We start from the raw sequence: 14147 nt of genomic DNA, 5'->3' as shown, positions 1-14147 counted from the left end.
GCGGGCTCTTGTAGATGCCGCCCTTTTTTGTGCAAGAGCATTATGCAAAGCAGCAGTGACCTATTTCCTGTCGCCCTGATCAGCGCCGAACGGCGTGGTGATCTGAGCGAAGACGTGTATCGCCTGAAACCCGGCAACAGCCCCGACTGGTCCGTGGAAATCGCTGTGACCCGGTTGGGCATGGCCGATGACTCGGCGCCTCGCGGTGTGCCGGTCATTTTGCTGCACGGCAGTTTTTCCAATCGGCGCTTCTGGTTCTCACCCAAAGGCCTGGGCTTGGGCGCGTATCTGACGCGACTGGGTTTCGACGTGTGGATTCCGGAGATGCGCGGCCACGGCCTGTCACAGCGCAATGAGGAATACCGACGCAACCGTGTCGCCGACTATGCGCGATACGATCTGCCGGCGATTGCCGCGTTCGTGCGTGAGCAGAGCGGGCAGATTCCGCACTGGATCGGCCATTCGTTGGGCGGCATCACCTTGGCGGCGGCGCTCGGTGGCGAATACCTTGGCGAACCGGCAGTGGCTTCGGCGGCGTTTTTCGGCACCCAGGTCAGCCGTACTTACTGGCCGCTGAAAATTCCGCCGGTGGAGTGGAGCGGGCGCTTCATTCTCAAGCGCTTCGCACAGCTGTCGGGTTCGCGCCTCAAGCGTGGCCCGGAAGATGAGCCGATCGGTCTGGCGCTGGAAAGCATGCGCTGGTACGGCTTGTTCGGCCGTTTTGGCGACAAGGACAAGGATTGGTGGGCGGGTCTGGCCGATGTTCAGGTGCCGGTGCTGGCAGTGAGCGCAGCGGGCGATCATCAGGATCCGGCCTGGGCCTGTCGCAAACTGTTCGAGCAGATCGGCTCGGCGCACAAGCAATTCATCAATCTGGGCCGCGAGCAGGGCTTCAACGATAATTTCGGTCATGTCGAGATGTTGGTGAGCAAAGCGGCGCAGACTGAGGTATGGCCATTGGTGGCGCGCTGGTTGAACGATCAGCAGACGCCGTTGCTGGGCGAGAAGCCGGATCTGGCCGCTGCGGTCTGAGAGGGCGGCCCTGAAAAGGGCATTTCGTTCAGGTTGGCTTGCGGCTAAGATATGACGAATTGTGCGGTTCTGGTCATATTCGGTGGCAGTTTAGCGATTACGTTTCAGCGTTTGTTCAGGTTCATTCAGCCAACATTCAATGAGCTAAGGTAAACAGCGACCACCGGAGATCGTCTCAAAAGAATGCGTCATCCTTGATCGTCTTCCTTGTTACAGGAGTTTTTCGATGAACCATTACCTTACGCCTGACCTGTGCGACGCCTATCCGGAGCTGGTGCAGGTGCTGGAACCGATGTTCAGCAATTTCGGCGGCCGTGATTCGTTCGGTGGCGAAATCGTGACCATCAAATGCTTCGAAGACAACTCGCTGGTCAAGGAACAGGCTGAACTCAAGGGCAACGGCAAGGTGCTGGTGGTCGATGGCGGCGGTTCTCTGCGTCGCGCGCTGCTGGGCGACATGATTGCCGAGAAAGCCGCCAAGAACGGTTGGGAAGGGCTGGTGATCTACGGCTGCATCCGTGACGTCGATGTAATCGCCCAGACCGATCTGGGCGTGCAGGCGCTGGCCAGCCATCCGATGAAAACCGAAAAACGTGGTATCGGCGACCTCAACGTCCCGGTGACGTTCGCCGGTGTGACGTTCCACCCGGGCCAGTACATTTATGCGGACAACAACGGCGTGATCGTTTCGCCGAGTCCGCTGAAGATGCCTGAATAAGTTTTCGACAAAGGGATGCGGATGTTCGAGGAAGAAAACGCGCAATGGGGGCTGGTGCATGCCCTGGTGCTGGACGGAAAAGGTGGTGCGCGTTCGATAGCCCGGACTGAACTCGACGATTTGCAGTTGCAGGCCCATGAAAGCCTGTGGCTGCATTGGGATCGCAGCCATCCGCAGACCCAGACCTGGCTGCGCAAATCCAGCGGTCTCAACGAATTCACCTGCGACTTGTTGCTGGAAGAGAACACGCGGCCGCGCCTGTTGCCGCTGCCGGATGCCGAGCTGTTGCTGTTTTTACGCGGGGTCAATCTCAATCCAGGCGCCGAGCCGGAAGACATGGTCTCGGTGCGGATTTTCGCTTCGGCCCAACGGGTGATTTCCCTGCGTTTGCGCCCATTGCGCGCCACCGATGAACTGTTGGTGCAATTGGCGGACGGCAAGGGCCCGAAAACCTCTTCTGAGCTCATCCTTTATCTGGCGCAATTCCTCACCAACAAGGTGCAGGATCTGGTCACTTGCCTCTCGGAAATCGCCGATGAGGAAGAAGAAAAGATGGATGCCGACGAACGGTATACCCCTGAGCATGGCGCCATTTTGCACATCCGTCGCAGAGCTGCCGGGCTGAAGCGTTTTCTTGCGCCGCAGCGGGATATTTTCGGACAACTCACGCGGATAAAACTGCCTTGGTTTGTCGATGACGATGCCGATTACTGGAACGAATTGAACAACAGCCTGACCCGCTATCTCGAAGAGCTCGAATTGACCCGGGAGCGCGTGGCGCTTGTGCTGGAGGCCGAAGACCGGCGGTTGAGCGAGCGCATGAATCGCACGATGTACCGCTTCGGCATCATCACCTGCATCTTTTTGCCGATGAGTTTTATCACCGGTCTGCTGGGCATCAACGTCGGTGGAATTCCATTTGCCAGCAGCCCTTATGGTTTCCTGATCGCCTGCTTGACGGTGCTCGCCCTGGCCTTCGGTCAGTGGTGGTTATTCCGTCGTTTGCGCTGGGTCTGAAGATGGCGCATGTGACCCGACCAAATCTGCCCGCGTCTTTCACAGACATCACGAGAGGTGCGTATGCACGATCCGTTTGAACAGTCTTTGCGCGACATGCTCAACGCTTCGCCGTCCAGCCGCGACGACGATGCCTGTCTGGACCGCGTACTCAAAACCGCCAACCGCCAGGTCGGCGCCGGTGATCTGTTCAGCCTGCTGGGCCGCTGGCTGCCCGCGCTGATGATCGCCCTGAATAACGGATCGGCCCATGTCTCGCCGGTTTCCCGTCTTCGTAAACCTACCGCTCGCACTGCTGATAAGGCTGATTGAATATGGAACTCGACCTCTGGACTCAGAGCCTCGTCACTGCAATGACTGCGTTGTGGACCAAAGTAGCCAACTTCATCCCGAACCTGTTCGGCGCACTGGTCGTGCTGCTGTTGGGTTTCGTTGTGGCCAAGCTGCTCGATACCTTGCTCTCCAAGCTGCTCGCCAAACTGGGTCTCGATCGCTTGATGGGTGGCACCGGCCTGACTAAATTAATGTCGCGTGCTGGACTGCAAGTTCCGATCTCGACCTTGATCGGCAAAATCGTCTACTGGTTCGTTCTGCTGATTTTTCTGGTTTCGGCAGCAGAATCCCTTGGCCTTGAGCGAGTTTCAGCTACGCTGGATATGTTGGCGCTCTATTTGCCGAAAGTATTCGGCGCGGCGCTGGTGTTGCTGGTAGGTGTTTTGCTCGCGCAATTGGCCAACGGGCTGGTGCGCGGGGCGGCAGAAGGCGTTGGCCTGGACTACGCTTCGGGGCTTGGGCGAATTGCTCAGGGGCTGGTTATCATCATCAGCATCTCGGTCGCGATCAGTCAGCTTGAAGTCAAGACTGACCTGCTGAACCATGTGATCGTCATCGTTTTGATTACCGTTGGTCTGGCCGTTGCGCTGGCCATGGGTTTGGGAAGCCGGGAAATTGCCGGTCAGATTCTTGCGGGAATCTATGTGCGTGAGTTGTATCAGGTTGGGCAACAAGTGCGTGTTGGCGAGGTCGAAGGGCAGATCGAGGAGATCGGCACGGTGAAAACCACATTGCTGACCGATGAGGGTGAGCTAGTCTCTCTTTCCAATCGGATCCTGCTGGAACAGCATGTGAGTAGCCGCTAATCCGGCAAACCCTGCTAATGTATGCCGCCGCGAAATGCCAGCTGATGCTGGTTGCGGTGGACATTGACCTGACTGTCGGCACGACTTGTTTTGAATAAAGCCCAAACGCTATCCACGCGCTACGACCCCCGCGAGCTCTCTGATGAGGAGTTGGTCGCGCGCTCGCACACCGAGCTTTTTCACGTAACGCGCGCTTATGAAGAACTGATGCGGCGTTACCAGCGAACATTATTTAACGTTTGTGCGAGATATCTTGGGAACGATCGCGACGCAGACGATGTCTGTCAGGAAGTCATGTTGAAGGTGCTGTATGGCCTGAAGAACTTCGAGGGGAAATCGAAGTTCAAAACGTGGCTCTACAGCATCACGTACAACGAATGTATTACGCAGTATCGGAAGGAACGGCGAAAGCGTCGCTTGATGGACGCATTGAGTCTTGACCCCCTCGAGGAAGCGTCCGAAGAAAAGGCGCCGAAACCCGAGGAGAAGGGCGGACTTGATCGCTGGCTGGTGTATGTGAACCCGATCGACCGCGAAATTCTGGTGCTACGATTTGTCGCAGAGCTGGAGTTTCAGGAGATCGCAGACATCATGCACATGGGTTTGAGTGCGACAAAAATGCGTTACAAACGTGCTCTAGATAAATTGCGTGAGAAATTTGCAGGCATTGCTGAAACTTAGTTCAGCGCAAATATCTCTTACGTGTAGGCAAGTTCTGATAGACTTGCCGCCGAGTTGTCCCCCGGTTTGCGGGACTGCTTCACAATCACCAGATGGGGATTTAACGGATGAAACTGAAAAACACCTTGGGCTTGGCCATTGGTTCTCTGATTGCCGCCACTTCGTTCGGCGCTCTGGCACAAGGCCAAGGCGCAGTTGAAATCGAAGGCTTCGCAAAGAAAGAACAATTCGACAGCGCTCGTAACTTCAAGAACAACGGCAACCTGTTCGGCGGTTCGATCGGTTACTTCCTGACCGACGACGTTGAACTGCGTCTGGGCTACGACGAAGTGCACAACGTGCGTTCCGACGACGGTCGTAACATCAAGGGCGCGAACACCGCTCTGGACGCTCTGTACCACTTCAACAACCCAGGCGACATGCTGCGTCCGTACGTATCGGCTGGTTTCTCCGATCAGAGCATCGGTCAGAACGGTTCCGGCGGTCGTGACCGCTCCACCTTCGCCAACCTGGGCGCTGGTGCCAAGCTGTACTTCACCGAGAACTTCTACGCCCGTGCCGGCGTTGAAGCTCAGTACAACATCGACCAGGGCGACACCGAGTGGGCTCCTAGCGTCGGTATCGGTGTGAACTTCGGTGGCGGTTCCAAGCCTGCTGCTGCTCCAGTTCCAGCACCAGCTGAAGTCTGCTCCGACAGCGACAACGATGGCGTTTGCGACAACGTTGATAAGTGCCCGGACACCCCAGCCAACGTAACTGTTGACGCTGACGGCTGCCCAGCAGTTGCTGAAGTTGTTCGTGTTGAGCTGGACGTTAAGTTCGACTTCGACAAGTCGGTTGTGAAGCCAAACAGCTACGGCGACATCAAGAACCTGGCTGACTTCATGAAGCAGTACCCATCCACCACCACTACTGTTGAAGGTCACACTGACTCCGTCGGTCCTGACGCTTACAACCAGAAACTGTCCGAGCGTCGTGCAAACGCCGTTAAGCAAGTTCTGACCAACCAGTACGGTGTTGAATCGTCCCGCGTTCAGTCTGTTGGCTACGGCGAATCCCGCCCAGTTGCTGACAACAAAACTGAAGCTGGCCGCGCTGTTAACCGTCGCGTAGAAGCGCAGGTTGAAGCTCAAGCTAAGTAATTAGCTGCCGCTCTGAGAAAAGCCCGGCTTAGGCCGGGCTTTTCTTTGTCTGCGATTTGAGTTTCAAACGTTGAAAAAGTCAGGTTGTTTCTACATCGAGGCCACACGCGTCTCGCTGGCTTGCTCCGCATTACCAGCCACCGCGCCGATCACCAGTATCGCAGGGCTCTTCAATTTGAATCTGTAGGCCGCTTCGCTCATTGCCGTCAGATCACTCCGGCATTCGCGCTGCTCCGGCAACGAGGCATTCTCGATCATCGCCACCGGCGTATCCGCGGCCATCCCGCCCGCCAACAACTGATCGCGAATCTCGCCCAGCTTGGCCACACCCATATAAATCACCAGCGTTGTGCCACTTTGCGCCAGTGCCTGCCAGTTCAACTGGCTGTCGTCCTGAGTATGCGCCGTCACCAGCGTCACACCTCGCGCTACACCCCGTAACGTCAGCGGAATATCGCACTGCGTCGCCCCAGCCAGTCCGGCGGTAATGCCATTGACCAGTTCCACCTCAACCCCACGCTCACGCAGCCACTGCGCCTCTTCGCCCCCTCGGCCGAAAATGCACGGATCACCACCCTTGAGCCGCACCACACACTTGCCGTGGCGGGCATAGCGCAGCATCAGCCGATGGATAAACGCCTGCGGTGTCGAACGACAACCGCCGCGTTTACCCACGGCAATGATGCGCGCGCCGGGGCAGTGTTCCAGCACCGCATCGTTGACCAGATCGTCGATCAGCACCACATCGGCCTCGCGCAATGCGCGCACCGCTTTGAGGGTCAGCAGCTCCGGATCGCCGGGGCCCGCGCCTACCAGCCAGACTTTTGCATTCATGCTGCTTTCCTCATCAGATGATGGCGACCGGCTGCAACTCGGCAGCCAGCAAACGCTTTATTTCCGGGACACACGAGCCGCATTGCGTGCCGCAGCCCAAATTGTTTTTCAAACCTTGCAGATCCAGCCCTTGGCGAATGCCGGCGCAGACCGCGTTGAGACTGACGTTCTTGCAGTTGCACAGGGTTTTATCCGCGCTGGCCTGTACACCGACGCTGCCCGGTGGTGCGCTCATCGGCGCCAGTAACCAGCGCCGCAGTTGTTCGTCGGCGCGGCCCTCCAGCCACAAGCCTTGCAACCAATGCTGCGCGAGGGTTTCGCCGGCCAGGCGAATCGCGGTGATACGACCGTTTTCAATACGCACGCGCTTGCCAATGGCCCGGCGAGGATCGTCATAGGCCAAAACCGGGCCGTCGATCAGTGACAGGCATCGGTCGATTTCACTGAGCAATTGCGCATCCGGCGCCTCGCTGCTCGCAGCGCGTATCAGCAGCGCCGATCGCTCACGTCCGACAAGGCTGATACTTACGTAGGAAAATGCCTCACAGAGCGGTCGTAGCGTCTCGAAATGCCGTTGAACATCGCCCTCGATCAAGGCGAATAATTGCCAGGGCAGATTGACCGGTTCCACACGGACGCCGCTGTGCTTGAGTTCCGGTTGTTTCGACAGCGGATCAGAGGCCGGCAGAGTCAGGCTGTTTACCCCGCCCTTGAGAAAGCGGTCGCCCCAGTGCATCGGCAGAAATGCTTGCCCCGGACGTACGCTGTCATCACTACCGACCGCAACAATTACCGCGCCCCGACGACTTTTCAGATTGACCAGATCGCCCGGCTGCAAACGGTGCCGGCGCATTTCGTCTGGATGCAGACTCAACACCGCTTCGCTGACATGCCCGAACAATTGCGCCGCCGTGCCGGTGCGGCTCATACCGTGCCATTGATCACGCAGGCGGCCAGTGATCAACGTCAGCGGAAAGCGTGCATCACGCTGTTCTTTGGCGGCGCGGTAAGGTTCGGCAATGAAATGAGCGCGGCCAGTGGACGTAGGAAAAATACCGTCCTCGTAGAGTCGGGGTGTTCCTTCTCGGGCGCCGACAGGGAAGGGCCACTGCTGCGGCCCGATCTCGTCGATCAGCGCGTGACTGATCCCGGACAAGTCCAGGTCGCGGCCGCGGGTTAGCCCTTTGAATTCATCGAACAACTGCGCAGGTTGGGTGAACGCAAACAGGCTCGGTTCAACGGGACGCAGATGTTTCTCCAGGCGTTGTGCGAAATCTACCGTAATCGCCCAATCCGGCCGCGCCTCACCCGGTGGGAGGATGGCTTTGCGTACGTGGGAAATGCGTCGCTCGGAGTTGGTTGCCGAGCCTTCCTTCTCGCCCCAACTGGCAGCAGGCAGCAGTAGATCTGCGAACGCAGCGGTTTCGGTGGTGCGAAAAGCCTCCTGCAACACCACAAACGGGCAAGCTTCCAGTGCCGCGCGCACCGAGTTCTGATCCGGCATCGATTGCGCAGGGTTGGTGCAGGCAATCCACAACGCCTTGATCTTGCCGCTGCGCACTTGCTCGAACAGTTCGATGGCGCTGAGACCAGTGCTTTCCGGCAGTTGATCCACACCCCAATAAGCCGCCACTTCGGCGCGGTGTTCAGGGTTGGCCGCGTCACGATGACCCGGCAACAGATTCGACAAACTACCGGTTTCGCGTCCGCCCATGGCATTCGGCTGACCGGTGAGAGAGAAAGGTCCTGCCCCCGGGCGACCGATTTGCCCGGTGGCCAAGTGCAGATTGATCAGCGCACTGTTTTTCGCGCTGCCAGCCGTGGACTGGTTCAAGCCCATGCACCACAGCGACAGAAAACTCGGCGAAGTGCCGACCCATTCGGCGCACTGCTGCAATTGCTCGACGCTGATGCCGCATAACTGCGAAACCATTTGTGGGGTGTAATCACGCACCAGACTTTTCAGTTCGGCGAGGCCATCGGTGTGCGCCTTGACGAAGTCGCGATCAATCCAGTCTTCCCACAACAACAGATGCAAAATCCCATGGAACAAGGCGACGTCGGTGCCGGGCAGAATCGCCAGGTGCAAATCGGCAAGGTCGCAGGTGTCGGTGCGCCGTGGATCAATGACGATGACTTTCATCTGCGGGCGGCGAGATTTTGCTTCTTCCAGCCGACGAAAAAGTACCGGATGGGCGTAGGCCATGTTACTGCCGACAATCATTACGCAATCGCTGAGTTCCAGGTCCTCATAGCTGCACGGCGGGGCGTCGGCGCCGAGGCTGCGCTTGTAGCCGACCACCGCCGAGGACATGCACAGGCGTGAATTGCTGTCGATGTTGTTGGTGCCGACCAGTGCCCGCGCGAGTTTGTTGAAGGCGTAGTAGTCCTCGGTCAGCAACTGTCCGGAGATATAGAACGCCACGCTATCCGGGCCGTGTTCGGCGATGGTTTCGGCGAACACGTTGGCGGCATGTTCCAGCGCAGTGTCCCAATCTGTGCGGCTGCGCGCCAGGCCCTTGCCCAGACGCAGTTCCGGGTACAGCGCGCGGGCCGCGAGGTCGCCGGTCAGGTGCAGGGTCGAGCCCTTGCTGCACAGTTTGCCGAAGTTGGCCGGATGCGCCGGATCGCCGCTGACGCCGAGGATGCGCTCGCCGTCATGCTCGATCAGCACGCCGCAGCCGACCCCGCAATAACAGCAGGTCGAGGCGGTCGTCTGGCGGTTCATCAGACCGCGTCCCGCAGAGCCAACTGCACCCGACCGTTTTCGACCCGCGCCGGGTGATGGTGCGCGCAACCGATGTCAGGCGCCTGCGCTTCGCCAGATTCGAGATCGATTTGCCAGTTGTGTAGCGGGCAGGCCACACGTTTGCCGTAGATCAGTCCTTGCGACAGTGGCCCGCCCTTGTGCGGGCAGCGGTCGTCGAGGGCGAAAACCTCATCGTCGCTTGTACGAAAAATCGCGATGTCACCTTTTGGTCCGGCAATGATCCGCGAGCCGAGGGCGTTGATCTCTTCGAGAGCACAGATATCCAGCCAGTTCATGCTGGCACCTCCAGGTTTTTCAAAGGGATCACATCGAATTCTTTCTTCAGTTGCGGCTGCGCCAAGCGTTCTTTCCACGGATCCTGTTCGAACGACAGGGAGAATTGCAGGCGCTCGTTCAAGGCTTTGCGGCGCTCGGGATCTTCCAGCACGGCTTTCTTGATGTGTTCCATGCCGACCCGTTGCAGGTAGTGCACGGTGCGTTCCAGGTAGAAGGCTTCTTCCCGATACAACTGCAGGAAGGCGCCGTTGTATTCGCGCACCTCTTCGGCGGTTTTCAGCTTGACGAAGAATTCGGCGACTTCGGTTTTGATCCCGCCGTTGCCGCCGATGTACATCTCCCAACCGGAGTCGACACCGATAATTCCTACGTCTTTTATCCCTGCTTCCGAGCAGTTACGTGGGCATCCGGAGACGGCCAGTTTCACTTTGTGCGGCGACCACATGTTGAACAGGTCGTGCTCAAGCTCAATGCCCAGTTGCGTCGAGTTCTGCGTGCCGAAGCGGCAGAACTCGCTGCCGACGCAGGTTTTCACCGTGCGGATGGATTTGCCGTAAGCGTGGCCGGACGGCATGTCGAGGTCTTTCCAGACGCCGGGCAAGTCCTGCTTCTTGATGCCGAGCAAGTCGATGCGCTGACCGCCGGTGACTTTGACCATCGGCACGTTGTACTTGTCGGCCACGTCGGCAATCCGCCGCAGTTCCGACGGGTTGGTCACGCCGCCCCACATGCGTGGCACCACCGAATACGTGCCGTCCTTCTGGATGTTGGCGTGCGCGCGTTCGTTGATCAGGCGCGATTGCGGATCGTCCTTGGCTTCGCCGGGCCAAGTGGAAATCAGGTAATAGTTGAGGGCCGGGCGGCACGTTGCGCAGCCGTTCGGCGTGCGCCAGTTGAGGTAGCTCATGGTGCCGGCGATGGTCAGCAGATGCTGTTCGCGAATGGCTTGGCGGATCTGGCCGTGATTGAGGTCGCTGCAACCGCAGATGGCTTTTTCGCTTTTCGGTTTGACGTCGGCCGCGCCGCCCACGGTGTTGATCAGGATCTGCTCGACCAGCCCGGCGCAGGAGCCGCAGGAGCTGGCAGCCTTGGTGTGTTTCTTTACTTCATCGACGCTGAACAGGCCGTGTTCCTGAATGGCTTTGACGATGGTGCCTTTGCACACGCCGTTGCAGCCGCAGACTTCGGCGGTGTCGGCCATGACCATGGCTTTGTCCTGGCCCTGATGTCCTACGTCGCCCAAAGCGTTTTCGCCAAACATCAGGTGATCGCGGATCTCGCCGATGGCGTGATTCTCACGAATCTGCCGGAAATACCAACCGCCATCTGCCGTATCGCCGTACAGACAGGCGCCGACCAGCACGTCATCCTTGATCACCAGTTTTTTGTACACGCCGCCGATCGGATCGGAGAGGGTGATGGTCTCGGTGCCTTCGCCGCCCATGAAGTCGCCAGCGGAAAACAGGTCGATGCCGGTAACTTTCAATTTGGTCGACGTCACTGAGCCCTGATAACGGGCGAAGCCCAATTGTGCGAGGTGGTTGGCGCACACCTTGGCCTGTTCGAACAATGGCGCGACCAGACCGTAGGCAATGCCGCGATGGCTGGCGCATTCGCCGATGGCATAAATGCGCGGGTCGTAGGTTTGCAGGGTGTCATTGACCAGAATCCCGCGATTGCACGGGATGCCGGCCTTTTCCGCCAATTCGGTGTTAGGGCGAATGCCGGCGGCCATTACCACCAGATCAGCGGGGATGATGTCGCCATTCTTGAATTGCACCGAGCCGACCCGGCCATTGCCGGCGTCGTGCAAGGCCTGGGTCTGTTCGCACAGACGGAAGTGCAGCCCGCGGGATTCGAGCGCCGTTTGCAGCAGTTGGCCGCTGGTTTTGTCCAGTTGCCGTTCCAGCAGCCATTCGCCGATGTGCACTACAGTGACGTGCATGCCGCGCAGCATCAGGCCGTTGGCGGCTTCGAGACCGAGCAGACCACCGCCGATAACGACCGCGTGTTTGTGGGTTTTCGCGGTGTCGATCATCGCTTGGGTGTCGGCGATGTCGCGATAACCGATCACGCCCTGCAGGGTGTTGCCGGGGATCGGCAGAATGAACGGCGTCGAGCCGGTGGCGATCAGCAGACGGTCGTATTCGGCTTCGGTGCCGTCCTCGGCGATCACGCGGCGTTTGACCCGGTCGATCTCCACCACTTTGCGGTTGAGCAGCAACTTGATGTTGTTTTCCAGGTACCAGTCGAGGTCGTTGAGCACGATCTCCTCGAAGGTCTGCTCGCCGGCCAGTACTGGCGAGAGCAGGATGCGGTTGTAGTTGGTGTGCGGTTCGGCGCCGAAGACGGTGATGTCGTACAGCTCGTTGCTCAGCTTGAGCAGTTCTTCGAGGGTGCGGACCCCGGCCATGCCATTGCCGATCATCACCAGTTTGAGTTTTTTCATCAGGTTCTCCGGGGAGCTGCGGCTGGCCTCTTGTGGGCAGTCAGGCCTTGCTCGAGAAATTTTGCGCAAACAAAAAAAGGCGTCCCGCTAGTTGCCTAGCGAGGACGCCTTTGTCCTGGTCCCGTTCTCTCGGGAAGCGCAGCCTTCGTCGTTGAAGGTTGGGCTTTATGTGTGTGTTGAGAGGGGTAATGCAGTGGTTGTGCCAAGTGGGGACGGTGGCGGGTTTATTGGGGTTTGGCAGTTATTAAGGGTGATTTTTTGCACTGAATCGAGTCGGGGTGCTCGTTCGTGGGGCGCTCAGGTAGATGGATTTGTGGTGATTGGGCTGACGTCATCGCGAGCAGGCTCACTCCTACAGGGGAACGCATTTCAAATTGTAGGAGTGAGCCTGCTCGCGATGGCCGCGACGCGGTGTCAGCCATGAAACAACAAAACCAGCAGCACCAGATTTCCCAACAGAGCCACCAACGCCATCGTCCGCCACACCTTCAAAGGCTCACGCTCCATTAACGGTCTGGGCCGCACACTCAAACTCCGACGCTCGCCCTGTTCCAGCACCAACAACCACTCTTCAGCCGTTTCAAACCGTTGCTGCGGATCAGCCGCCACCCCACGCTCCAGACTCTGCGCCAACCATTCCGGCAGATCAGGCCGATAGCGACTGGCGCTCACCGGCAGACCAAAGCGCGGTCGCTGAAACGCTTCGATCTCGCCATAGGGAAAATGCCCCGTGAGCAAGAAATACAGGGTCACACCGACCGCATACAAATCCTGCGGCACACTTGGCGGATCACCGCGAAACGCTTCCGGGGCGATATAGCTGGGCGTTCCCGGCAGCGTTGACGGCGCGTCTTCGGACAAGCCTGGGCAGTACGCCAGACCAAAATCCAGCAGACGCAATTCGCCGTCGTCGCCCACGTGCAGGTTTTCCGGTTTGATGTCCCGGTGCAGAATCTGCCGCCGATGCAGCAGTCCGACCGCGCGCAACAGGCGCTCGGCGATGTCCTGCCACTGTGCCAACGGCAACGGGCCTGACTGCTGAAACAGCTGCGCCAGCGTCGTCCCCGAATATTCCCGCATCACATAGTACAAATGCTGACGCTGCTGGCAGGTATGGACTTCAGGAAAGTGGCGACCGGCTACGCGTTTCAGAAACCATTCTTCGGACAACAGTGCTTGCCCGGCGTAGGAATCATCGGCGGAACGCGTAGGCAGGGTTTTCATAAGCCACGTCTGACCTTGTCCATCAAGCACCCGATACAGCAGCGATTGCTGGCTCTGAGCGACAACGTCCAGCACTTGCCAGCCTTCGAACGACTGACAGGGTTTCAACGGTGGCGGCAGGGGCCATTGCTGCAGATGAATCAGCGCATCGCCGATACTGGCCTCACCCAAAGCATCCACCCGCACCAGCAAAGCACTGGCATTGTCCTGACTCCCCGCCAGATGCGCGGCGTTGACCAGCGTCTGCGCGGCGCTGTGCAGATCCGGCTGATCACGCAGAATCGCCGCAATGGCGGTATCGCCGAGTGTCGACCAGACACCGTCACTGAGCAAAACAAAGCACTCGCCGTCGCGCAGTTCACCATCAAGGAAGTCCAGCACCAGATGCTGATCCAGCCCCAATGCACGCTTGAGCACATGCTGCATGCCCGGCTGATCCCAGACATGATCCTCCGAGATCCGCTGCAAATTATCGCCGTGCCAGCGATACACCCGACAATCGCCGACGTGGGCGAGGGTAAAACGCCGACCGCGCATGACCAAAGCACTGACCGTGGTGAGCAACGGTTGCCCACCACCGTTGGCCTGCAACCAGCGGTTTTGCGCGAGCAGCAGGCGATCCAGTGCCTGCGTCACGCTCCAGGTTTCCGGCGTGGCGTAGTAGTCGAGCGCCAAGGCCTGCAAGGTCGAACGCGCAGCGAGGCCGCCATCGGCGCATTGGCTGACGCCGTCGGCGATGGCGAACAGATAACCTTTGCTCGCCGCCAGCGCCGGAGCGGGCGTGACCAGGCGCAAGGCGTCCTGATTCTCCGCACGCGGGCCGGTGGCGCTGGCTTCGGCAAAACTCAGTTGCAGGGCCATCGAT

12 protein-coding genes are annotated in these 14147 nt (G+C 58.9%); 7 read left to right on the top strand and 5 right to left on the bottom strand.

Features of this window, described 5'->3' with window-relative positions:
• The first annotated feature begins 42 nt into the window (after positions 1–42).
• The 7 genes from ACW9IR_RS15435 (at position 43) to ACW9IR_RS15405 (ending at position 5729) form a co-directional block, all read left to right on the top strand.
• Positions 43–1032: an alpha/beta fold hydrolase gene (locus tag ACW9IR_RS15435; protein ID WP_102900781.1), complete on the top strand. Its 990-nt coding sequence runs from the start codon at positions 43–45 to the stop codon at positions 1030–1032.
• A gap of 226 nt (positions 1033–1258) precedes the next feature.
• Positions 1259–1750: a ribonuclease E activity regulator RraA gene (rraA, locus tag ACW9IR_RS15430; RefSeq protein WP_034152872.1), complete on the top strand. Its 492-nt coding sequence runs from the start codon at positions 1259–1261 to the stop codon at positions 1748–1750.
• Between the two features lie 21 nt (positions 1751–1771).
• Positions 1772–2767 carry a zinc transporter ZntB gene (locus ACW9IR_RS15425; RefSeq protein ID WP_457464008.1) on the top strand — a complete coding sequence of 332 codons (996 nt, stop codon included), beginning with the start codon at positions 1772–1774 and terminating at the stop codon, positions 2765–2767.
• A 63-nt stretch (positions 2768–2830) separates the two neighbouring features.
• A complete protein-coding gene (locus ACW9IR_RS15420; RefSeq protein WP_102900778.1) occupies positions 2831–3079 on the top strand; it encodes a CrfX protein in 249 nt (82 codons plus the stop codon).
• Positions 3080–3081: 2 nt separating this feature from the next.
• The gene (locus ACW9IR_RS15415) at positions 3082–3906 is read left to right on the top strand and encodes a mechanosensitive ion channel family protein (protein ID WP_007916401.1); all 825 of its coding nucleotides are present in this window, start codon (positions 3082–3084) and stop codon (positions 3904–3906) included.
• A gap of 90 nt (positions 3907–3996) precedes the next feature.
• Complete coding sequence (sigX, locus tag ACW9IR_RS15410) at positions 3997–4587, top strand: RNA polymerase sigma factor SigX (protein WP_011333251.1); 591 nt, start codon at positions 3997–3999, stop codon at positions 4585–4587.
• Positions 4588–4694: 107 nt separating this feature from the next.
• Entirely contained in the window at positions 4695–5729 is a 1035-nt protein-coding gene (locus tag ACW9IR_RS15405; RefSeq protein WP_016985589.1) for an OmpA family protein, read from the top strand.
• Positions 5730–5819: 90 nt separating this feature from the next.
• Here the strand turns inward: ACW9IR_RS15405 and cobA are convergent, their stop codons facing one another.
• The 5 genes from cobA to ACW9IR_RS15380 all read right to left on the bottom strand — a co-directional run bounded on the left by cobA (position 5820) and on the right by ACW9IR_RS15380 (position 14143).
• Positions 5820–6563, bottom strand: a complete 744-nt coding sequence (cobA, locus tag ACW9IR_RS15400; protein ID WP_186613703.1) for a uroporphyrinogen-III C-methyltransferase — start codon at positions 6561–6563, stop codon at positions 5820–5822.
• A 13-nt stretch (positions 6564–6576) separates the two neighbouring features.
• Positions 6577–9291 carry a nitrate reductase gene (locus ACW9IR_RS15395; RefSeq protein ID WP_457464005.1) on the bottom strand — a complete coding sequence of 905 codons (2715 nt, stop codon included), beginning with the start codon at positions 9289–9291 and terminating at the stop codon, positions 6577–6579.
• Positions 9291–9608 (bottom strand): nitrite reductase small subunit NirD, encoded by a 318-nt coding sequence (nirD, locus tag ACW9IR_RS15390; protein WP_102900776.1) that lies wholly within the window; start codon positions 9606–9608, stop codon positions 9291–9293. The genes ACW9IR_RS15395 and nirD overlap by 1 nt, the downstream gene beginning before the upstream one ends.
• Entirely contained in the window at positions 9605–12058 is a 2454-nt protein-coding gene (gene nirB / locus ACW9IR_RS15385; RefSeq protein ID WP_457464003.1) for a nitrite reductase large subunit NirB, read from the bottom strand. Before nirB ends, nirD begins: the two co-directional genes overlap by 4 nt.
• A gap of 414 nt (positions 12059–12472) precedes the next feature.
• Positions 12473–14143: a protein kinase domain-containing protein gene (locus ACW9IR_RS15380; RefSeq protein ID WP_457464001.1), complete on the bottom strand. Its 1671-nt coding sequence runs from the start codon at positions 14141–14143 to the stop codon at positions 12473–12475.
• Between the last annotated feature and the right edge of the window lie 4 nt (positions 14144–14147).

This window comes from Pseudomonas sp. SDT291_1_S447, assembly GCF_054070155.1.
Note: the sequence above shows the minus strand (reverse complement) of the source record. Positions and strands in the feature narration are given on the sequence as shown.

What these genes read in the sequence shown, in the direction of transcription:
- ACW9IR_RS15395 (WP_457464005.1), bottom strand. Translation starts at nt 9,291, where the DNA reads ATGAACCGCCAGACGACCGCCTCGACCTGCTGTTATTGCGGGGTCGGC.
- ACW9IR_RS15415 (WP_007916401.1), top strand. Translation starts at nt 3,082, where the DNA reads ATGGAACTCGACCTCTGGACTCAGAGCCTCGTCACTGCAATGACTGCG.
- nirD (WP_102900776.1), bottom strand. Translation starts at nt 9,608, where the DNA reads ATGAACTGGCTGGATATCTGTGCTCTCGAAGAGATCAACGCCCTCGGC.
- ACW9IR_RS15405 (WP_016985589.1), top strand. Translation starts at nt 4,695, where the DNA reads ATGAAACTGAAAAACACCTTGGGCTTGGCCATTGGTTCTCTGATTGCC.
- ACW9IR_RS15425 (WP_457464008.1), top strand. Translation starts at nt 1,772, where the DNA reads ATGTTCGAGGAAGAAAACGCGCAATGGGGGCTGGTGCATGCCCTGGTG.
- ACW9IR_RS15435 (WP_102900781.1), top strand. Translation starts at nt 43, where the DNA reads ATGCAAAGCAGCAGTGACCTATTTCCTGTCGCCCTGATCAGCGCCGAA.
- rraA (WP_034152872.1), top strand. Translation starts at nt 1,259, where the DNA reads ATGAACCATTACCTTACGCCTGACCTGTGCGACGCCTATCCGGAGCTG.
- nirB (WP_457464003.1), bottom strand. Translation starts at nt 12,058, where the DNA reads ATGAAAAAACTCAAACTGGTGATGATCGGCAATGGCATGGCCGGGGTC.
- ACW9IR_RS15420 (WP_102900778.1), top strand. Translation starts at nt 2,831, where the DNA reads ATGCACGATCCGTTTGAACAGTCTTTGCGCGACATGCTCAACGCTTCG.
- cobA (WP_186613703.1), bottom strand. Translation starts at nt 6,563, where the DNA reads ATGAATGCAAAAGTCTGGCTGGTAGGCGCGGGCCCCGGCGATCCGGAG.
- ACW9IR_RS15380 (WP_457464001.1), bottom strand. Translation starts at nt 14,143, where the DNA reads ATGGCCCTGCAACTGAGTTTTGCCGAAGCCAGCGCCACCGGCCCGCGT.